General features: G+C 37.1%; 16 protein-coding genes and 1 riboswitch. Of the genes, 14 read left to right on the top strand and 2 right to left on the bottom strand.

Translation table 11 applies throughout. From position 1 onward, the window contains the following. Positions 1–96: 96 nt before the first annotated feature. The gene (gene rpsT, locus F823_RS0101275; RefSeq protein WP_002842653.1) at positions 97–363 is read right to left on the bottom strand and encodes a 30S ribosomal protein S20; all 267 of its coding nucleotides are present in this window, start codon (positions 361–363) and stop codon (positions 97–99) included. A 199-nt stretch (positions 364–562) separates the two neighbouring features. On the opposite strand from rpsT, the gene lepA reads away from it, so the two are divergent. From lepA to grdD, 12 genes are all read left to right on the top strand, one after another. Then, positions 563–2,368, top strand: a complete 1,806-nt coding sequence (lepA, locus tag F823_RS0101270; RefSeq protein WP_002842651.1) for a translation elongation factor 4 — start codon at positions 563–565, stop codon at positions 2,366–2,368. A gap of 23 nt (positions 2,369–2,391) precedes the next feature. Beyond that, a complete protein-coding gene (locus tag F823_RS0101265) occupies positions 2,392–3,675 on the top strand; it encodes a CCA tRNA nucleotidyltransferase (RefSeq protein ID WP_002846574.1) in 1,284 nt (427 codons plus the stop codon). A 23-nt stretch (positions 3,676–3,698) separates the two neighbouring features. Further along, complete coding sequence (locus tag F823_RS0101260; RefSeq protein ID WP_002846573.1) at positions 3,699–4,562, top strand: nitroreductase family protein; 864 nt, start codon at positions 3,699–3,701, stop codon at positions 4,560–4,562. Between the two features lie 114 nt (positions 4,563–4,676). Further along, positions 4,677–5,807 carry a radical SAM family heme chaperone HemW gene (hemW, locus tag F823_RS0101255; protein WP_019595284.1) on the top strand — a complete coding sequence of 377 codons (1,131 nt, stop codon included), beginning with the start codon at positions 4,677–4,679 and terminating at the stop codon, positions 5,805–5,807. A gap of 299 nt (positions 5,808–6,106) precedes the next feature. Further along, a riboswitch (glycine riboswitch) is annotated at positions 6,107–6,209 on the top strand. A gap of 231 nt (positions 6,210–6,440) precedes the next feature. Beyond that, positions 6,441–6,824, top strand: coding sequence for a GrdX family protein (locus F823_RS0101250; protein WP_002846571.1), 384 nt, complete (start codon positions 6,441–6,443; stop codon positions 6,822–6,824). Between the two features lie 148 nt (positions 6,825–6,972). Continuing rightward, the gene (gene trxB / locus F823_RS0101245; protein WP_002846569.1) at positions 6,973–7,917 is read left to right on the top strand and encodes a thioredoxin-disulfide reductase; all 945 of its coding nucleotides are present in this window, start codon (positions 6,973–6,975) and stop codon (positions 7,915–7,917) included. Positions 7,918–8,106: 189 nt separating this feature from the next. Then, positions 8,107–8,424: a thioredoxin TrxA gene (trxA, locus tag F823_RS0101240; protein ID WP_002844646.1), complete on the top strand. Its 318-nt coding sequence runs from the start codon at positions 8,107–8,109 to the stop codon at positions 8,422–8,424. Positions 8,425–8,649: 225 nt separating this feature from the next. Next, the gene (locus F823_RS0101235; RefSeq protein WP_002844641.1) at positions 8,650–9,936 is read left to right on the top strand and encodes a glycine/sarcosine/betaine reductase component B subunit; all 1,287 of its coding nucleotides are present in this window, start codon (positions 8,650–8,652) and stop codon (positions 9,934–9,936) included. Positions 9,937–10,250: 314 nt separating this feature from the next. Further along, positions 10,251–10,727 (top strand): glycine/sarcosine/betaine reductase complex selenoprotein A, encoded by a 477-nt coding sequence (gene grdA / locus F823_RS0101225; RefSeq protein WP_080547815.1) that lies wholly within the window; start codon positions 10,251–10,253, stop codon positions 10,725–10,727. A gap of 19 nt (positions 10,728–10,746) precedes the next feature. After that, positions 10,747–12,057 (top strand): glycine reductase complex selenoprotein B, encoded by a 1,311-nt coding sequence (grdB, locus tag F823_RS0101220; RefSeq protein ID WP_080547814.1) that lies wholly within the window; start codon positions 10,747–10,749, stop codon positions 12,055–12,057. A gap of 276 nt (positions 12,058–12,333) precedes the next feature. Next, positions 12,334–13,866: a glycine/sarcosine/betaine reductase complex component C subunit beta gene (gene grdC, locus F823_RS0101210; protein ID WP_002846562.1), complete on the top strand. Its 1,533-nt coding sequence runs from the start codon at positions 12,334–12,336 to the stop codon at positions 13,864–13,866. Positions 13,867–13,877: 11 nt separating this feature from the next. Beyond that, a complete protein-coding gene (grdD, locus tag F823_RS0101205; RefSeq protein WP_002846561.1) occupies positions 13,878–15,020 on the top strand; it encodes a glycine/sarcosine/betaine reductase complex component C subunit alpha in 1,143 nt (380 codons plus the stop codon). A 182-nt stretch (positions 15,021–15,202) separates the two neighbouring features. Here the strand turns inward: grdD and F823_RS0101200 are convergent, their stop codons facing one another. Next, a complete protein-coding gene (locus F823_RS0101200) occupies positions 15,203–16,426 on the bottom strand; it encodes a flavodoxin family protein (protein ID WP_002846559.1) in 1,224 nt (407 codons plus the stop codon). A 212-nt stretch (positions 16,427–16,638) separates the two neighbouring features. Between F823_RS0101200 and F823_RS0101195 the strand changes: the two genes are divergently transcribed. Further along, positions 16,639–17,337, top strand: coding sequence for an MBL fold metallo-hydrolase (locus tag F823_RS0101195; protein WP_019595283.1), 699 nt, complete (start codon positions 16,639–16,641; stop codon positions 17,335–17,337). A 60-nt stretch (positions 17,338–17,397) separates the two neighbouring features. Next, on the top strand, positions 17,398–21,720 hold the full coding sequence (locus F823_RS0101190; protein WP_002846557.1) for a PolC-type DNA polymerase III: 4,323 nt from the start codon (positions 17,398–17,400) through the stop codon (positions 21,718–21,720). Positions 21,721–21,746: the final 26 nt, after the last annotated feature.

Here is a 21,746-nt window from a genome sequence, read left to right as displayed (position 1 = left end):
CTTAGTATTTTCAAACGTTTGACACACAAGAATAATCTATACATTGCGTTGTCACAATTATCACTAGTACCCGTCGATACTAGAGTATTAACTTAATTAAGCGTTCATAGCGTTTAATCTATTAGCTAGCTTAGAAACCTTTCTATCAGCAGCATTTTTATGGATAGTTCCCTTTGAAGCTACCTGATATATTTTCTTCTGAGCTGTCTGGAATTTAGCCTGAGCTTCTTCCTTGTTACCTGCAACTACTGCATCATCAAATCTCTTTATAGCAGTCTTTATCTGAGACTTTCTAACTCTGTTTAGAGCAGTCTTCTTTTCGATAACACTAATTCTCTTCTTAGCAGACTTAATATTTGCCATATATTTCACCTCCCTATATATGTTCTAAATTCATAATCAACATACACCATTTTAACAGAACTTCACTTAAAAATCAAGTTATATAATGAATTTTAACAAAAAAATATTTTTTTGTAAGTCTGTATTTACCTTGCACTCAAATTAAAGTAAAATATAAGGTGATAGTTTATGTAAATTTTAAGAAAAAGGAGGAGCTCAATTGACAAATAGACAAAGTAGAACTAGAAATTTTAGCATTATTGCTCATATAGATCATGGTAAATCAACTTTGGCAGATAGGCTGATCCAAAAGACTGGACTAGTATCTGAAAGAGATATGAAGTCTCAGCTATTAGATAATATGGACCTCGAACGTGAAAGAGGAATAACTATAAAGCTTCAGAATGTGAGGCTAAAGTATAAGGCCAAGGATGGTGAAATATACCACCTAAATCTAATAGATACTCCAGGTCATGTAGACTTTAACTATGAAGTTTCAAGATCTCTAGCTGCCTGTGAGGGAGCCCTACTGGTTGTAGATGCTGCCCAGGGGGTAGAGGCTCAGACCCTAGCCAATGTATACCTAGCCCTAGAACAGGACCTTGAGATACTGCCAGTGATAAACAAGATAGACCTACCCAGTGCTAGACCTGACTATGTTAAGACGGAAATAGAAGACCTGATAGGACTTGACTGTTCAGATGCACCACTTGTATCTGCCAAGAACGATATAAATACAGAAGATGTACTAGAGGCTATAGTAAACGATATACCAGCCCCTGTAGGTGACTCTGAGGCACCACTTAAGGCCTTGATATTCGACTCATACTATGATGCCTACAAGGGTGTTGTAGCCTATGTGAGGGTATTTGAGGGTACTGTTAAAAAAGGCATGACAATAGAGATGATGAACAGTAAGAAGAAGTTTGAGGTTACTGAAGTTGGTGTTATGGCACCTAATGCTACAGCCCTTGAAGATTTGACTGCTGGTGACGTTGGATATATAGCGGCCAGTATAAAAGACATCAGGTCTTGTCGTGTGGGTGATACTATAACTGATGCTAACAATAGGACGGATGCCCCTCTACCAGGCTACAAGAAGGCTACACCTATGGTATACTGTGGTATCTATCCAGGAGAAGGCGAAAAGTATGAAAATGTTAGGGATGCCCTAGAAAAACTACAGATAAATGATGCTGCCCTAGAGTTTGAATCTGAATCATCAGCAGCACTTGGCTTTGGTTTTAGATGTGGCTTCCTAGGACTACTTCATATGGAGATTATCCAGGAGAGACTTGAAAGAGAGTTTGACCTAAATATAATCACAACAGCTCCATCTGTTATATACAGGGTGACAAAATTAGATGGTGAAGTCTTGATGATACAGAACCCAGCCAACCTACCAGCCCCTGCTGAGATATCTACTATAGAAGAACCAATAGTAAATTCAGATATAATAGTACCTAAGGACTATGTAGGAGTTGTAATGGAGCTGTGCCAGGAAAGACGTGGTACTATGAAGAATATGGAGTATATAGATGATACAAGGGTAATGCTTCACTATGAATTGCCACTAAATGAAGTAATATATGACTTCTTCGACGCCCTTAAGTCTAGAACAAGGGGTTACGGTTCAATAGACTACGAAATGAAGGGTTATGTGGTATCTGACCTTGTAAAGATGGATATACTTATCAACAAGGAGCAGGTAGATGCCCTAAGCTTTATAATACATGAGACAAGAGCCTTTGTAAGAGGTAAGGCAATGTGCGAAAAATTAAAGGACGAGATACCTAGACACCAGTTCCCAGTTCCAATTCAGGCAGCTGTAGGTAACAAGATAATAGCTAGGGAGACTGTAGCAGCCTATAGAAAAGACGTACTTGCCAAGTGTTACGGAGGGGATATCTCTAGAAAGAGAAAGCTACTTGAAAAGCAGAAGGAAGGAAAGAAGAGGATGCGTCAGATTGGTAGCGTAGAAGTTCCTCAGAAGGCCTTTATGTCTGTTCTTAAATTGGATGAGTAAATAGGAGTGATTTTTTGGAGATTATGATTGATAAGGGAGCAGCCCTTATCTTGGATAAAATTGAAGAATGTGGTTTTGAAGCCTTTGTCGTAGGTGGATGTGTAAGAGACTCCATCATGGCTAGGACTCCAAAAGACTGGGATATAACCACAGATGCACTTCCTGAAGATATTATAGCTATGTTTGATAGGACTATTCCTACAGGCATAAAGCATGGTACAGTTACAGTACTAGTAGGTGGTCAAGCCTATGAGGTGACTACCTACAGGATTGACGGCGATTACCTTGATTCTAGGAGGCCTGAGTCAGTAGAGTTCACTAGAAATATTGTGGATGACCTTTCTAGGAGGGACTTTACAATCAATGCCATGGCCTATAGTCCAAGCAGGGGACTTGTCGATAGGTTTTCTGGTCTTGAGGACATAAAAAATAAGATTATTAGGTGTGTGGGAAATCCGGACCTTAGATTCAAGGAAGATGCCTTGAGGATTATGAGGGCTATTAGGTTTTCTGCCCAACTAGGTTTTCAAATAGAAGAAAGCACGCAGAAATATATAGAAGAAAACTCCCTAAGGCTCCATCTCATATCTGCAGAAAGGATACATGATGAGTTAGAAAAGATTATAGAATCTGATCCTAATAAGGTTAAAAACCTGAATAACTTAGGTGGATTTGTTGATAAGTTTTTTCTTGGCTACAGACCTAGTGATGAAAATATAGGCTTATCTACTAAGATTGACCACTTATATGAGATATTTGGGGATAAGTTTATAGAAGTTAACTTTGGGAATATTGACAATTTGTTATTGCAGGATATTAAAAGAGCCTACTTATTTTTGGATATGGAAGGTCAGGACCTAGAAGAGACCATGAGATCTCTTAGGTATTCGAAAAAGGATATAGATAAGAGCCTTGCAATACATGGATTTTTGAATGATTCTAGCCTTGAATACCTATTTGAAAAAGATGGGTTTGCCCATGGTGAAAGGGACCTTAGGATAGGACTTAAGAGAATTATGTCCAGATTTGGCGACTTATCACTTGCGAAAAATGCTATTTTAGCAAAAATTATTCAAAAAAATCTGAAAGCTGATGTATATTTTCGGGTATATAATGATATAATAGAATCAGGAGAATGTTTTTCTATTTCTCAGATGAAAATAGATGGTAGGTTTATAGTTGAGAATAACTTGGCTAAGGGACCTATGATAGGTAATCTTTTAAACGAAATGTTAGAGCACGTAATAAAAAATCCATCTGATAATGAGAAAGACAGGTTAATAGAAATATTAAAAAATATTTATTAATTACAACATTTGGAGGTAGAGTAATGGATTATAAGTCATTGATAGCTAATGGAAGGTCTGTAAGAGACTTCAAGGATATGCCAGTAGAGACAGCAAAGCTATTAGAAGTAGAAAAGTTTATATTAGAATGTAAGAAATTGGTTGCTGACATAGCAGTTGAATCAAGATTTATTGAAGGTGAAGAAGCCTACAAGAGATTGTATGGAGTTGCTGGATATAACGGAGTAGCTGTAAAGGCTCCTACATACCTAGTATTACTATCTGAAAATAAGGACCACTATATAGAAAATGCCGGATATGTTGGCGAAAGAGCAGTATTAAAGACTAGAGACCTAGGTCTTAATTCTTGTTGGGTAACTTTTAACGACCAGGATGCAGTTAAGAAGGCACTAGGAATAGAGTCTGACAAGGAAGTCGTAGCCCTAATAGCTATGGGATATGCAGCTAATGGTGGTGTAAAGGTAGAAACAAGTGTTAAAACAGGAGATAACTACTCTAAGGCAGATATAAAGGTTGAAGGTACTGGTTCATCTAGAATAGCCCTAGAAGAAATGGTATTTATAGATGAATGGAATAATAATGCTACAGTAGAAGTTCTAGAAGAGAGAGCCTTACTTGATGCATTTTCATATGCTAGACTAGCTCCATCAGCTCTTAACAAGCAGCCATGGAGATTTATAGTTGATGGTGGCAAGGTTGTTCTTGCTATAGACAGTGAGAACTACTTAGGAAGCTACATCAACAAGATTGATGCTGGTATAGTAATGCTATACTTTGGTGTAATCCTAGATGTTACTATGTTTGATTCTAAGTGGGGATTTGACAACTTAGATAAGGATTACAAGATACCTTCAAACTACAAGGTTGTTGGATATTGTAATATATAAGTATCAAGTTTATTATAAAACTAATCTATGCCAATTTTCTATTTGGCATAGATTTTTTTGTATAAAAGATTATTATAGTATATGAGGAGTATTGAGGAGATAAATGAGGTGAAAATGAACAAAGCAATATATATACATATACCATTTTGTGCAAAAAAATGCTACTACTGTGATTTTACATCGTATGTAGGTAGAGACGAAGAAATAAATTCCTATCTTGATAGTCTAGAGAAGGAAATGGACTTGTACATGGATAAAAAAGAAGACATATATAGTATCTTTATAGGCGGTGGGACCCCATCTCTTTTGAGTCCAGACCAACTAGACAGGCTTTTTGGGATCATAGAAAAGAAAGTCAATTTAGAAAGCCTATGTGAGTATACTATAGAGTCTAACCCTGGAACTTTGACAAGGGACAAGCTTAGGACTATGAAAAAGCATGGAGTCAACCGTTTGAGTATGGGACTTCAGGCTGTTCAGGACAAGCATCTCAAATTCATGGGTAGAATCCACGATATGGACCAATTTGTAGAGTCATTTGAGCTTGCTAGACAGGAGGGCCTTGAAAATATAAATGTGGATTTGATATTTGCCTTTGAGGGCCAGACCCTTGAAGACTGGAAAGAAAGTCTTGAAAAGGTAGTGGCAATGAATCCGGACCATATATCTGCCTACTCTTTGATTATTGAAGAAGGGACTACATTTTACAGGATGTACCAAGATGGTAGGCTAAATGACTTTGATGAAGATACCTATATTAGTATGTATAGGTATACTGTCGAGAAATTAAAGGATTCAGGCTACCATCAGTATGAGATATCCAATTATGCCAAGGAAGGCTGTGAATGCAAGCACAATATCCTATACTGGGATTGCTTGAACTATTATGGATTTGGTCTAGGTGCATCTGGTTTTATTGGTGATGTAAGGTATACGAACACCAAAAATATGAAGGATTATATGGAAGACTTAGACAATAAGAAAAAGCCAATTGAATTTAAGGAAGTCATAGCTAGTAAAGATAGATTTAATGAAAAAATCATATTGGGTCTTAGAAAAAATGAGGGGATTCTCTTAGATACGGTTACAAAATATTTAACTGATAAGGAAGAAAATGACTTTATGGTCAAGGTCAAAAACTATATTGATAAGGGGCTTTTATTAGTTGATAATGGAAGACTTAGACTTGGTCAAGAAGGTAGGGAAGTTTCAAACAGCATTTTTGTTGATTTGATGGTAGATTAGTATAATTATAAATGCAAAAAGTGTGGATAATATTTAAAAGCTATATGGGTTATAGATTTAAACAATGTAAATATATTAATAAGTTCAAGGTGGATTTAATTTTAAAAAGAAATGAATTTTAAGCAATATCAATGGAATATCAGTGTGAACTTTTATAAAAAATTAACATAGATAATATCGATTTAAAAAATGAGAAAAAGTTTTCAAAAATCTATTGCAATCTACTATAGATTTAATGTATAATCACTCATGTAGATATGTAAAACATATATCACTAATGAAAAGATAATTTATATCGGTTGAAGGTCTTAGGAGAGAGCTAAAAATAGCCACCGAAGGGACAAGTATTGCGAACGTCAAGCGCAAAATGAAATTCTCAGGTAAAAGTAATAAGACTGGACGTGACTCTGAAAGCTGCTGACAGGGAGATAAAGGACACTTTATCTCCCTTGTTTTTTATTTATAATAAGTAATTAGAAGATTATGAATAAAAAGAAATAACAGACAATTATATTCATAAAGGTTAAATAAATAACCAAATTAATTGTGGTATCATATTCGACCTTAATTTAGCAATAGAGTTTACAACTGAAATAATATTAGTTTATTGAACAAAAGATCAGGGGGAGACGTATGTTACTACTGACAAATAACGAAAAATTTAAACAGATTGAAAATGAACTCAATTCCAATAAGTTGAATCTTGAATATCAAGATATAACATATATTGAGATACTTGAGAAGGCAAGAGAACTAATCCACAAGGGTTATAAGCTTTTGACTCACCCCCTATATGGTAGTGTCAAACCAAACGAAACGCTCTATAGGAGTGTGGTTCTAGAAGAAGCAGAAGAATTTGATATCCAGTCTTTGCTACTGATTGAAGAGGCTATAGTCACTGCTGAAAAGTTCAAGAAAAATAAGATGACTCCTAATTGGACTGAGAGTGTAAAAGACGACTTTAGGGTTATTGACTTTGACTTGATTAAAAAGACGATCGACAGGATATTCCAATAGGATTTTCTAGTGGTAATTATTGCTTGATATATGCCAGACTGGTAATTCCTGATATATTTCAGACTAGTAATTCTTGATGTATATCAAACTGGCAATTTATGTTTATTAAGTGTAAGTATACAATATATAAAAATACGGAGGTAAAAGCATGGAAAATGTATATGATTTATTGATCATTGGTGGTGGTCCTGCAGGATTATCAGCTGGATTATATGGAGCAAGAGGTAAATTAAAAACTCTTATTCTTGAAAAGCAGAAAAATGGTGGCCAGATAGTAATAACCCACCAGGTAGACAACTATCCAGGATCAGTAGAGAATGCTACAGGACCTTCTCTAACTGCAAGAATGGTGGAGCAGGCAAAGGCATTTGGTTGTGAAATAGCAAGAGGAGATGTACAGAGCTTCGATTTTTCAGGAGATATAAAGATAGTTAAGACTGCTGATGTTGAATACAAGGCTAAGGCTGTTGTAGTAGCAACAGGAGCTAATCCAAGAAAGATGGGTTGTCCAGGTGAAGCAGAACTTACAGGTAAGGGTGTTTCTTACTGTGCTACTTGTGATGCTGACTTCTTTGAAGACTTTGAAGTATTCGTAATCGGTGGTGGAGACAGTGCTATAGAAGAGGCTATGTACCTTACAAAGTTTGCTAGAAAGGTTACAATCGTTCATAGAAGACAGGGATTCAGATGTGCTCCAACTGCTATAGACAAGGCTAGAAGCAATCCTAAGATCGATTTCTTACTAGACACAGTTGTTGAAGAAGTAAAGGGTGACGGAATACTAGAATCTATAGTATTCAAGAACAAGATAACTGGTGAAATTACAGAGTACTTTGCTGATGAAGAAGATGGTACATTTGGATGCTTTGTATTTATAGGATATGTTCCTCAGACAGAAATGTTTAGAGACGTAATTGAATGTGACGATGCTGGATACTTTGTAGCAACTGATGATACAACTACAAATATCCCAGGTGTATTTGTAGCTGGTGACTGTAGACAAAAGCCTGTTAGACAGGTTGTAACAGCAACAAGCGATGGTGCTACAGCTGCAGTAATGGCAGAAAGATATATAGCAAGCAAGTTTGAATAGTATACAAGTTTAACTAAAATATATGAAATACACAGATAGAATAAAAAGAGTATAGATAAGATTAAAATTTGTTTAAAAACCAAGACTATATTTGTGAAGAAAAAAGGTATTCACTATGCCTTTACAAAGAATTCACACTTATATATAAGACTAGGTATTCTAGTCAAAATCATATCAGGAGGTATTAAGATGATAGAATTAACTAAAGACAATTTCGATTCTGAAGTATTAGAAGGTGAAGGTTATGTGTTCGTTGATTTCTGGTCTCAGGGATGTGAACCATGTAAGGCTTTAATGCCAGATGTACATAAGTTAGCTGAACAGTATGGAGATAAGATTAAGTTCTGTTCAATGGATATAACAAAGGCAAGAAGACTTGCTATCAAGCAGAAGGTTCTTGGACTACCAACAATGACTATCTATAAGGGTGGAGAAAAGGTAGATGAAATAACTAAGGATGATGCAGAAATAGCTAAGATAGAAGCTATGATCAAGAAGTTTTATTAATATAATCGTTTAGGCAAATACGATTTAAAGTTCAGTTTAACCAGTCCTGCTAGGGGCTGGCTAGGCTGAATAAGTTGAAATTTATCAATTATATAATGTTGAATATATAGTATAGAATGCATGAAATACAATATACAATATTTAGTATTTAAAATGTGATATACCAAAGTATTCAAGTGTATAATTGGTTAATTTAATAAATATAATTTTAATAGGAGGTAACCTATGCGTCTTGAAATAGGCAAAATCTTCATAAAAGACATCCAGTTTGGAGATGTTACGAAGATAGAAAATGGTGTTTTATTTGTAAACAAGGAAGAAATGATAAACACAATTTGGGATGATGAGCATATCGCTTCAGTTGACCTAGATATCGCAAGACCAGGCGAAAGTGTTAGAATCACACCTGTAAAGGATGTTATCGAACCAAGAGTAAAGGTAGAAGGTAACGGAGGAATATTCCCAGGAGTATTATCAAAAGTTGATACTGTTGGTGAAGGTAGAACTCATGTATTAAAGGGTATGGCTGTTGTAACAACTGGTAAGGTAGTTGGTTTCCAGGAAGGTATAATAGACATGACTGGTCTTGGAGCTGAATATACTCCATTCTCAAAGACTGTAAACCTAGTTTTAATAGCTGAACCAGCTGAAGGTGTAAAGCAGCATGACCATGAAAAATCACTTAGATTCTTAGGATTTAAGGCAGCTAGATATCTTGGTGAGCTTGCAAGAGATATGCAAGCAGAAGAAGTTCAGACATTTGAAACAAAGCCTCTATTAGAGCAGATAGCTCAGTATCCAGAACTACCAAAGGTAGGATATGTATACATGCTACAGACTCAGGGATTACTACATGATACATATGTATATGGTGTAGATGCTAAGCAGATAGTTCCAACATTACTATATCCAACAGAAGTAATGGACGGAGCTATAGTATCAGGAAACTGTGTATCTGCTTGTGACAAGAACCCAACATATGTACACTTAAACAATGGTGTAATCGAAGAATTATATGCACAGCACGGAAAGTCAATCAACTTCTTAGGTGTTATTATAACAAACGAAAATGTATACCTAGCTGATAAGGAAAGATCTTCTAACTGGACATCTAAGCTTTGTAAGTACCTAGGCCTAGATGCTGTAATAGTATCTCAGGAAGGATTTGGTAACCCAGATACAGACCTTATAATGAACTGTAAGAAGATAGAAACTGTAGGTGTTAAGACTGTTATAGTAACAGATGAGTATGCTGGTAGAGATGGTGCATCTCAGTCACTAGCAGATGCAGATGCTAAGGCAGACGCAGTTGTAACAGGTGGTAACGCTAACCAGTATGTAGTTCTTCCAAAGCTTGATAGAGTTATAGGACATGTTGAATTTGTAAACATAATAGCTGGTGGTAACGAACATTCTCTAAGAGAAGATGGATCAATAGAAATAGAAATCCAGGCAATCACTGGTGCTACAAATGAAACAGGATTCGGATTCCTAACAGCAAAGACATTCTAAGTAAGACTTAATTTTTAGATATTAGTAAAAGTATATTAGTTGTGAAAAAATAGAGATATTAGTAGTAAGTACAAAGATAAAATTATTTTTGTAAAAAGACAAAATTAGTAAGATATTAGTAGAGAAGAAATATACAAAGATATTAGTTAAAAACAAATACAAAAGATATTAGCAGTAAAGACAAATAAAAAGACAAAAATAAGAAGACAAAGACAAAGACAAATACAAAAGATATTAGTACAAGAGACAAATACAAAAAGACAAAAAATAAGAAGACAAAGACAAAACAAAAATAAAAGAAGGAGATAATCGTTATGACAACTTTAAATAATAAAAAAGTTATAATAATCGGTGACAGAGACGGTATACCTGGTCCTGCTATCGAAGAATGTGTTAAAACTGTTGACGGCGCTGAAGTAGTATTTTCATCTACAGAATGCTTCGTCTGAACAGCTGCTGGGGCTATGGACCTTGAAAACCAGAACAGAGTAAAGGATGCTGCCGACAAGTTCGGAGCTGAAAATGTTGTGGTTTTATTAGGTGCCGCAGAAGCCGAAGCTGCAGGTCTTGCAGCTGAAACAGTAACAGCAGGTGACCCTACATTCGCTGGACCTCTTGCAGGAGTAGAATTAGGACTAAGCGTATTCCATGTTGTTGAAGAAGAAATGAAAGAACAGTTTGATGAAGCTGTTTACGAAGAACAGGTAGGTATGATGGAAATGGTACTTGACTGTGATGAAATATCTGAAGAAATGGCTGAAATAAGAGACGAATTCTGTAAATACTTATAAGAATCCAGGAGGTATAATAATGTCAAAGATTAGAGTAGTTCATTATGTGAACCAGTTCTTTGCCGGTATAGGTGGAGAAGAAAAAGCAGACGTTGAACCAAAAGTACTAGAAGAACTTCCTCCAGTGAGTGTGCAGTTAAATGCAAAGCTAGGAGAAGAGTTTGAAGTAGTTGGTACAGTAGTTTGTGGTGATGGTTACTTCAATGAAAACATAGATGAAGCAAGCGAAGAAGTATTGGCTATGGTAAAAGGATTTGACCCACAGTTATTTATAGCTGGCCCTGCATTCAACGCTGGTAGATACGGTGTTGCTTGTGGTACAATCACTAGCGTAGTTAAGAATGCTTTAGAAATACCATGCCTAACAGGTATGTACATAGAAAACCCAGGTGCTGATATGTATAAGAAGGAATTATACATAGTTGAAACAGCTAACTCTGCTGCAGGTATGAGAAAGGCTCTTCCAAAGATGGCTAAGCTTGCTGCTAAACTAGCTAAGGGTGAAGAAATTGGTTCTCCAGCTGAAGAAGGCTATATCGAAAAGGGTGTAAGAGTTAACTTCTTTGCAGAGGAAAGAGGATCAAAGAGAGCAGTTGATATGCTTATCAAGAAGATAAACGGCGAAGAATTTGTAACAGAATATCCAATGCCAAACTTCGATAGAGTTGATCCAAACCCAGCAGTTAAGGACCTATCTAAGTGTAAGATAGCTCTTTGTACATCAGGTGGTATAGTTCCAAAGACTAACCCTGATAGAATAGAATCTTCAAATGCTACAAAGTATGGTGAATATTCTATAGCAGGAGTTGAAGATCTTACAGAAGATAAATGGGAAACAGCACACGGTGGATATGACCCATCATATGCTAATGCTGACTCTGACAGAGTTCTTCCTGTTGACGTATTAAGAGATTTAGAAAAAGAAGGCGTTATAGGATCATTACATGACAAGTTCTATACAACTGTTGGTAATGGTACTGCTGTTGCTTCTGCAAAGGCATTTGCGGCTGAGTATGCACAGAAGATGATAGCTGATGGTGTGGATGCAGTTATCATGACTTCTACGTGAGGCACTTGTACTCGTTGCGGTGCAACGATGGTAAAAGAAATAGAGAGAGCTGGTCTACCTGTAGTTCACATGTGTACAGTTGTTCCTATTTCCCTAACAGTTGGTGCGAACAGAATAGTTCCAACTATAGCTATACCTCACCCTCTTGGAAACCCAGCACTAGATGCTGCTGAAGAAAAGGTACTAAGAAGAAAGTTAGTTGAAAGGGCTCTAAAGGCATTGACTGTTGAAGTTGATGGACAGACTGTTTTTGAAGACTAATTGGACTATAGTTATTCAAGCTAACTAGACTATAGTTTTATAAAGATATCACTATAGTAACTAAAATATTGGTACACCTTTTTGGTGTACCAATATTGGTATATATTGTATATTGGAAAAATATATATTTGGTGTTGTATAAATTCCATATATCTATCAATATCTAGTCCTATATGGCTAGATTATATAAAAAGGCGATTGTATATTGTAGTGGCAAATACAGTGTATCAGTTTGCTAGTAAGTAATATAAATTTATTATTTAATGGAGGTAAATTATGTCATACCCAGTATTTAGAGGTGCAGGATACGTTTTAGTACACACTCCTGACATGATAATCAAAAACGGTACAACTTGTACAGTTGAACAGGAAATAAATCCTGATTCAGAATTCTTAAAAGAAGTTGGAAGTAAGATAAGAAGCTACGAAGAAGTAGTTAACTATCTTCCAAACCAGGTTTATATTGGAAATGAAAGACCAGAAGCCCTAGCAGACTTAAAGCTTCCTTGGTGTGAAGTAGAGCACAAGGGTGAGAGAAGAGGTAAATTTGGTCAGATAGTACCTCAGGATGAATTCATAGCATTAATGCAGATATCAGATGCATTTGAACTAGTTAAGTTATCAGAAGAATTTGTGTCTAATGTAAGACCAACTATAGAAGAAAACTACCCAGAACTAGAGCCATTCTTTGGTCTATTAAAGGGATCAGATATATCAGATGCAGAAGAATTATGTGCATCACACACTGCACAGGGTCTATACCACGAAGACAAGTTAGTTGGTTATGTTAAGAGAGCCCATGATGTAGATGTAAACTTAAATGCTCACACTATGTTTGAAAACCTAGTTGTTAAGGCATCAGGTGTTGTATCAGCTCTTGAATTACTTAGGAGTTCAGGCATAAGCAAGGACGAGATAGACTATGTAATCGAGTGTTCAGAAGAGGCTTGTGGTGATATGAACCAGAGAGGTGGAGGAAACTTTGCCAAGTCTATAGCTGAAATGGCTGGTATGACTCATGCTAGTGGATCTGACACAAGAGGTTTCTGTGCTGGACCAACTCATGCCCTAATCAATGCAGCAGCTCTAGTTAAGGCTGGTATCCACAAGAACGTTATGGTTGTTGCTGGTGGAGCATCTGCAAAACTAGGAATGAATGCAAAAGACCATGTTAAGAAGGGTCTTCCAGTTCTAGAAGACGTTGTAGGTGGATTTGCAATACTAATATCAGAAAATGATGGAGTACACCCAATCATAAGAACTGATTCTGTTGGTAAGCATACAGTTGGTACTGGTTCAGCTCCTCAGGCAGTTATGACAGCCCTAATAACTCAGGGACTAGATAGACTAGGACTTAAGATACCAGATGTTGACGTATATTCAGTAGAAATGCAGAACCCAGACATCACTAAGCCAGCAGGTGCAGGTAATGTACCAGAAGCCAACTATAAGATGATAGGTGCCCTAGCTGCTACTAGAGGCGAAATAGAAAAGAAGGAATTAAAGAGCTTTATAGCTGGTCATGGTCTACCAGGATGGGCTCCAACTCAGGGGCATATACCATCAGGAGTACCATACATAGGTTTTTTAATTGATGACCTAACAAGTGGAGACAAGAATAGAGCTATGATCGTTGGTAAGGGAAGTCTATTCCTAGGAAGAATGACAAACCTATTCGATGGTGTATCATTTGTTGCTGAAAGAAACCCAGGAGTGGTAGAAGAAGCTTCTTCAATCTCTAAGGATGAAATAAGAAAGATAATTGCAGAATCTATGAGAAATATAGCCCTAAATATGATAGAAGAGTAGGGGGTAGAAATATGTCTAATAAAATAATATCTGACGTACTACTAGAAGTTGCTGATGCAATCGAAAGTGGTAATTTTGGAAAGAAAATAAGAGTAGGTCTTACAACTCTTGGTAGTGAACATGGACCTGAGAACCTAATTAATGGAGCTAGACTAGCAGACAAGGGTATGTTTGAGATTGTTCTTATAGGTAAGGGGGCTGAAGGATTTACTTCTTATGAAGTAGAAACTGAAGACGAAATGTACAAAAAAATGGAAGAACTACTTGACGCTGGTGAAATAGATGCTTGTGTTACTATGCACTACAATTTCCCTATAGGCGTATCTACAGTAGGTAGGGTAGTGACTCCTGCAAGAGCTAAGGAAATGTTTATAGCAACTACAACAGGTACATCAGCTACTGATAGGGTAGAAGCTATGGTAAGAAATGCAATATATGGTATATCTACAGCCAAGGCTTGTGGTATAGAAAGACCAAGTGTAGGTATATTAAACCTAGATGGTGCTAGACAGGTTGAAAAAGTCCTATTAAGCATCAAAGACCAGGGATATGATTTTGACTTTGCTGAGTCTATGAGAGCTGATGGTGGATCTGTAATGAGGGGTAACGACCTATTAATAGGTGTTCCAGATGTAATGGTAACTGATACTCTAACAGGTAACTTATTGATGAAGGTATTCTCATCATTCAATACAGGTGGAGACTTTGAGGCCCAGGGATTCGGTTATGGACCTGGTATAGGTGAAGACTATGATAGACGTGTCCTAATCCTATCTCGTGCAAGTGGTAGCCCAGTTGTTGCCAATGCCCTAAGGTATGCTTATGACATAGTAAAGGGTCAGGTAAATGTTATGGCTAGAGAAGAATATAAGAAAGCACTTAAGTGCGGTCTTGACAAGGAATTAGCTGATCTAAAGTCTAAGAAGGCTCCAAAGACTGAATCTGAGGAAGTCGTAGCTCCACCAAAGGAAGTTGTAACTGAAGGTATAGCTGGAGTTGATATCCTAGACCTAGAAGATGCTGTAAAGGCCCTTTGGAAGGATGGCATCTATGCTGAAAGTGGTATGGGTTGTACAGGACCGATAGTTATGGTTTCACCTGAGAAACTTGACAAGGCTATAGAGTCACTAAAGAAGAATGATTTTGTTAAGTAGTATAGATAAAACTATTCTTGGAAAAATATAAATACACATATGTAAATATATGTAAAAGAAATACAGGCCTAAGCAATAATTTATAGATGTATTTCTTGTCAAATGGAGGTAAGATGCCTGCTTATATAAGCGAGAATCTAACCTCCATTTTTTATACTTATTATATTAATTTTATATAGATCTTATATCTTTTGGTGCTTTTTCAGGCCCTTTTCCCAAATTGAGTTGAGAAGATTCATATAGTCATCAACATCCATATGACCCATAGTGTATAGGTTTTTGATTTCCTTATTGTCATCAGGGGATAGGATATTGTTACAGAATTCTACAAGGGCTGCGTATACGTGTCTTGCCTCATCTATAGCAAACATATCCATATGAGGGTTTGTGTATAGGGGACCTGCTCCTATTCCTATTCCTTGACCCCATTTGAAACCAACCTTATTAGAGAAGTACTCAAGGCTCTCTATGGCGTGCTTTGATTGGTTACCGTGTAGAAGGCCGCTATTTGAAACAACATATAGCCTAGTATTTTTGATATTTTTACCTATTTCACCTAGAGTGTGGTTTCTCATATATTCGTACAGGTAGTAGTCTATTCTTTGAAGGTTTTCTATTATATGTGAAGGCATGCCATCTACATAGAGACCAAAGCATAGAATTATGGAGTCATACATTGTAAACTTCATGATCTCATCACTGTTTATAGGTCTTGCACTAGACCAATAAAACTTGTCTATATTAAATTCTTGACAGGATATTTTCTCGCATATTTCTATTAATTTATTGGAGTAAAACTCTGAAGCAGCTCTTTTGCCTTTGGGACTTGCATTTATTATGGCTATAGAATTTTTAGGTTTTTCCTCCAATTGGTGCTTTGGTATAGTTATGTCAGTAGAAGCTAAGAGGTCTTCATCAACTCTTTTGCCTGTGACAAGAGTGTAGGCATTCTTGAAGCTGGCTACAAATTCTACATTAGAATTACTTACATAGTAGTTTTTACAGACAGCATCGACAAGGGATCTTGCAGTCTCTTTTTCATCTTCACTAGCCTGGCCGTAGAATATAACATTTAACTTGAAGGTATGGTCGTACCTTTTAGTATGTCTGACATCATTGTCAACTATATGCATATAGGTTCCTAGATAGCCAACACACCTATCTAGAAAACGTTTTATCTTGTAGGAAAAGCCACCGTATGACAACCTGCTTATTATGGTTATGGTGTCATATTTTATAAGGTTTTTTGCATAATTTTGCGCCTTATCCTTTGTGACACATTGGCCGGGGCTGACTATCCAACAACCAGCACAACCAGTACATGGCTTCATATTGCTGGTGTCTATAATATCTATATCATCTGGTAGCTTAAGTCCTACCGTGTTTTCTAAAACTAATAGTTCCATACAAGTCACCTCTTTTAAGTTATTAATCTATCCAATAGCTTATGGATAATCAAAGCTAGACAATCATTAAAAATGGTCTATATATTAATTATACAAGATAGGCTGGTAGATTTAAAGTAATACATATATAAATAAAAGTCTTTTTGATAGATTACTTAACAGGTTTATACATTTTGGGGTATAATATAGCTATATGCCTAAGGAGGATAAATATGAAAATATATTATATACACCATAGCAGTTTCTTGTTGGAAATGGACAAGTCGTACCTGCTATTTGATTATTTTAAGAGAGAGATACCAGAGATGGACCCAGATAAGCATCTTTATGTTCTATCTACACATTCTCATCCTGACCATTATAGGGATAAGGTATTTGATTTGTACAGGGATAGGAAAAACGTGAGCTTTATCCTGTCTGATGATATAGAGCCGAAGCTAGAATCAGATGCAGCCTTGGCTGATTTTCTTGGACCAAATAAGGAATATCAAATAGGAGATTTAAGGATCAAGACCTATGAGAGCACAGACCTTGGATTGGCTTTTTTGATAGAGGTTGAAGGAAAGAGAATCTACCACTCAGGAGACCTGAACTGGTGGACATGGCATGGCTATGAGACAGAGGAAGAGTATGAGATAATGACTGACAGGTTTAAAAAGGAAATATCAAAGCTAGAAGGGGAAGATATAGACCTAGCCATGGTTGTACTCGACCCTAGACAGGGAGAAAGATATGATTGGGGAATAAAGTACTATCTTCAAAAGACTAATAACAAGTACTTAGTTCCTATGCACTGTTGGGATAAGTTTGAAGTGATAGACAGGTTTAAAAAAGATAACCCTGACTTGATCAAGGACATAGTCCTTATAAACACACCAGATGCAAGTGGGGGTATAGAATTAGACTTTTAGGAGTTTAGGCTAGAATAATTATATTCCAAGTATGCAAAATATTTATTCAAGGAGGAGAAAATGGAGAGATTAGTTGACTTTTTAAGAAATATAGGCTTTGCCAATGAGAAGCTATTAGTAGGATTAGATGAGGTTGAAATTGAAAACTGCATATACAACAAGGATACTAAAATAGCCAAGTTTGTCCTCATTTCAAAAGAGGTCTTGCCGGTAAATAGGATAGACAAGGTGAGAAGTGGACTTGAAAAACTACTCAAAAAACAATATATAAGTTCTGTTGAGTTTTCTTTTAAGTACATTGGATTAAATAAAAAAGGCAATAAGGACATGATCAAGAAGCTTTGGCCCAATATATTTGACGAGGTCAGAAAGGCTTCCCCCTTCGTCTACATATATGGCAAGGATATAGAACACATATATATAGATGACAGGCTCAAGATCAAGGCTCCTGATGAATTTATATATGAGTCATTCAAGGACAAAAACCTGGCTGACAGGATAAGATGTTTGATAAGAGAGCAGACAGGAATCGATATAAGGGTTGAGATTGAGTTAGCCAAGAAGAATGAAAACGAAAAAAATGACTATGAGTCTATACTAGAAAAAATTGATGCCAAGACGGACAAGATTATATCTAGGATGGATTTTAGCCCTAGTCAATCTCAAGATAAGGATGAAAAAGAAGAGACCTATAAGATAAATTTTGAAGAAAAAGCCAATCCAGACCAGATCTACGGAAGACCTATAATAGCTAATCTATACCTTACATCAGAAATAGAAGAGGGCCTAAGGACTGTCGCTATCAAGGGAAGGGTGATCGAGGCGGAAGACCAAGAGCTAAGAAACGGTAAGACACTCTATATGATGAATGTATCTGATGGGAATGGGGCCCTGATGTGTAAAGTATTTCTAGATGATATGAACAAGGATGATGTCATCAAAGCTACCAAAAAAGGTACCTATATCAAGGTTCAAGGAGACCTCATAAACAACTACAAGACCTTTGATTTGGAGCTCAATGTAACAGCCATAGAAAAGGCTCAGGAACCTAGAGTAGAGGATACAGCAGAGGTCAAGAGGGTTGAACTCCACGCCCATACACAGATGTCATCAATGGATGGTATGGTTCCAGTTGGTGAATTGGTTTCTAGGGCGGCATCATGGGGACATAAGGCAATCGCCATTACAGACCATGGTGTAGTCCAGGCCTTTCCTGATGCCATGAATGCTGGTAAGAAAAATGGAATCAAGATAATATACGGGGTAGAGGCATACCTAGTGGATGATGATACAGACACAATCGTAAATGCCAATGACCGAGACCTTGACCAGACTTTCGTGGTATTCGATATAGAAACCACAGGTCTATCACCTCATAGTGATAATCTTACGGAGATAGGTGCAGTCAAGGTACAAAATTGTGAAATAGTGGATAGCTTCTCAACCTTTGTAAACCCAAAGATGGATATATCCTATCAGATCCAGGAGTTGACTAGGATTACCAATGAGATGGTTAAGGATGCTCCTAGCCTTGAAGAAGCCCTGCCTGAATTTTTAGAGTTTGCCAAGGATTCTGTCTTGGTTGCCCACAATGCAGACTTTGACACTGGTTTTATATACCAAAAGTGTCAGCAGTTGGGTCTTGAATACAACTTTGAGAAGGTGGATACACTTACACTTGCTAGGATAATAAATACCAACTTAAAAAGATTTTCCCTAGATAAGGTGTGCAAGGAGATGGGAGTTGTCCTATCTGGTCATCATAGGGCTGTAAATGATGCCCAGGCTACTGCGGAGGTATTTATTAAATACCTCGAGATATTCAAGAAAAAGGGAATAAATAAACTGTCAGATGTAAATAGGGTCTATGGAAAGGTAGATTATGAAAAGCTAAGGCCTAGCCATGCTACTATTTATGCACAAAATCAGACTGGCTTAAAGCATCTATACCAGTTGATTACAGATTCCCATATCGAACACCTCTATGGAAATCCAAGGATACTTAAGAGCCTACTCCTAGAAAAAAGAGAGGGTCTTATAGTTGGTTCTGCCTGCTCAAGTGGAGAACTATATAATGCTGTTGTAAGACACAAGTCTGAAAAAGAGATAGAGAAGATTTTGGAATTATATGACTTTATAGAGATAATGCCACTAGAAAACAATATGTATCTTGTTGAAAGTGGTGAGTTAAAGTCTGTAGAAGAATTAAAAGAAATAAATAAAAAACTTGTAAAGCTTGGCGAACAGTACGACAAACCTGTTGTAGCAACTGGGGATGTCCATATGTTGGATGCCAAGGACGCCATTTATAGGACCATTATCAAGTATTCTCAGGGATATGGTAGAAAGTCAAAATCAGAAAGATTGTACTTTAGAACAACTGATGAGATGTTGGAGGAGTTTTCTTATCTTGGCAAAGACAAGGCCTATGAGGTTGTAGTTACTAACTCAAATTTGATAGCAGACATATTTGAAGATATAAAGCCTATACCAGATGAAACCTATCCACCTAGGATTGAAGGATCAGACAAGGAACTAAGGTCTATGTGCTATGAAAAAGCTAGAAGGATATACGGAGAGCCACTTCCAGACATAGTTGTTAAGAGACTTGAAAGAGAGCTAAATTCCATAATTGGTAATGGTTATGCGGTCATGTATATCATAGCCAACAAACTAGTTGCCAAGTCCCTATCAGATGGTTATTTAGTTGGGTCTCGTGGATCGGTAGGATCTTCATTTGCTGCGACAATGAGTGATATAACAGAGGTTAATCCCCTACCAGCCCACTATGTGTGTCCTAATCCAGACTGCAAGCATAGTGAGTTCTTTGCAATCGGCGAGTGGGGTTCAGGTGTTGACCTTCCTCCTAAAAAGTGTCCGGATTGTGGTACTCAGATGATAAAGGATGGCCATGATATACCTTTTGAAGTATTCCTAGGATTCGAGGGTGACAAGGAGCCAGACATAGACCTAAACTTTTCGGGAACCTACCAGCCTACAATCCATAAGTATACAGAAGAACTATTTGGAGAAGGCTACACTTTTAGGGCAGGTACAATAGGTACGGTAAAGGATAAGACAGCCTATGGTTATGTCAAGAAGTATTCTGAAGAGCAGTTTTTGGACATGACTGCAGCTGAAATGGACTGGTTATCCAAGGGATGTACGGGTGTCAAGAGGACATCTGGCCAGCATCCAGGTGGTGTAATGGTAGTTCCAGACTACAAGGATATACATGATTTTACACCAGTCCAATATCCAGCCAACGACAAGGAATGTGGAGTAAAGACTACCCACTTTGACTACCACTCCATAAGTGGTAGAATCCTTAAACTAGACATACTAGGACACGACGGTCCGACCATCATCAGGATGCTTGAAGATATGACCGGTATCAAGATAACGGACATACCTCTTGATGATCCTGAGACCATGTCACTTTTTACATCTACCAAGGCCCTAGGAGTTACAGAAGAAGATATAGGAACGCCAGTTGGATCCCTTGCTATACCTGAGTTTGGAACCAAGTTTACTAGGCAGATGCTAATAGACACCAAGCCTACAACCTTTGCCGCCCTTGTTAGAATATCAGGTCTATCACATGGTACAGACGTTTGGGTAAACAATGCCCAAGACCTAGTCAGGGCCAATGTAATCGGTATAAAAGACGTTATTTCAACAAGAGACGATATTATGAACTACTTGATATTCAAGGGACTAAAACCAAAGCTTGCCTTTACGATAATGGAGAATGTTAGAAAGGGTAGGGGTCTAAAGCCAGAATTTATAGAGGAAATGAAGGCCAATAATGTACCAGACTGGTATATAGGGTCTTGCCAAAAGATAAAATATATGTTCCCTAAGGCCCATGCAGTTGCCTATGTAATGACTTCATTTAGGATAGCCTACTGTAAGGTCAATTACCCAGAAGCCTTCTATGCGACTTATTTTACAACCAAGGTAGAAGATTTTGACGTTGACCTAGTCACAAGAGGACTTGATGCAGTCAGGGCTAAGATGGAAAGAATCAGAGAACTAGGAAATTCAGCTACAGCAAAAGAAAACAACCAGTATACAATCTTAGAGGTTGTAGTAGAAATGCTTTGTAGGGGAATTGAGATGGAAAAAGTTGACATATACAGGTCTCATCCTACAGATTTTCAGTTAGATGGAGATAAAAAAATACTTCCTCCTATGGTAGCTTTACAGGGAATGGGAGAAAATGCAGCACTTAGTATAGCTAGGGAAAGAGAAAACGGGGCATTTCTATCCAAAGAAGACCTGATAAAGAGGACCAAGGTATCTAAGACTGTAGTTGAAAAGCTTTCTGAACATGGAAGTTTAGATGGGATGAGTGACAAGAACCAGTTGTCATTCTTCTAGGGAGTAGAATAATAAAGATAAAAATT

The sequence above is a fragment of the Peptostreptococcus anaerobius VPI 4330 = DSM 2949 genome (assembly GCF_000381525.1).
In the GTDB taxonomy this organism is placed as follows: Bacteria; Bacillota; Clostridia; order Peptostreptococcales; family Peptostreptococcaceae; genus Peptostreptococcus; species Peptostreptococcus anaerobius.
The sequence above is the reverse complement of the archived record's forward strand: the minus strand, read 5'-3'. Positions and strand labels throughout refer to the sequence as shown.

Coding starts and splice junctions, on each gene's coding strand:
- rpsT (WP_002842653.1), bottom strand. CDS start 363: ATGGCAAATATTAAGTCTGCTAAGAAGAGAATTAGTGTTATCGAAAAG.
- F823_RS0101265 (WP_002846574.1), top strand. CDS start 2,392: ATGATTGATAAGGGAGCAGCCCTTATCTTGGATAAAATTGAAGAATGT.
- F823_RS0101260 (WP_002846573.1), top strand. CDS start 3,699: ATGGATTATAAGTCATTGATAGCTAATGGAAGGTCTGTAAGAGACTTC.
- hemW (WP_019595284.1), top strand. CDS start 4,677: ATGAACAAAGCAATATATATACATATACCATTTTGTGCAAAAAAATGC.
- F823_RS0101250 (WP_002846571.1), top strand. CDS start 6,441: ATGTTACTACTGACAAATAACGAAAAATTTAAACAGATTGAAAATGAA.
- trxB (WP_002846569.1), top strand. CDS start 6,973: ATGGAAAATGTATATGATTTATTGATCATTGGTGGTGGTCCTGCAGGA.
- trxA (WP_002844646.1), top strand. CDS start 8,107: ATGATAGAATTAACTAAAGACAATTTCGATTCTGAAGTATTAGAAGGT.
- F823_RS0101235 (WP_002844641.1), top strand. CDS start 8,650: ATGCGTCTTGAAATAGGCAAAATCTTCATAAAAGACATCCAGTTTGGA.
- grdC (WP_002846562.1), top strand. CDS start 12,334: ATGTCATACCCAGTATTTAGAGGTGCAGGATACGTTTTAGTACACACT.
- grdD (WP_002846561.1), top strand. CDS start 13,878: ATGTCTAATAAAATAATATCTGACGTACTACTAGAAGTTGCTGATGCA.
- F823_RS0101200 (WP_002846559.1), bottom strand. CDS start 16,426: ATGGAACTATTAGTTTTAGAAAACACGGTAGGACTTAAGCTACCAGAT.
- F823_RS0101195 (WP_019595283.1), top strand. CDS start 16,639: ATGAAAATATATTATATACACCATAGCAGTTTCTTGTTGGAAATGGAC.
- F823_RS0101190 (WP_002846557.1), top strand. CDS start 17,398: ATGGAGAGATTAGTTGACTTTTTAAGAAATATAGGCTTTGCCAATGAG.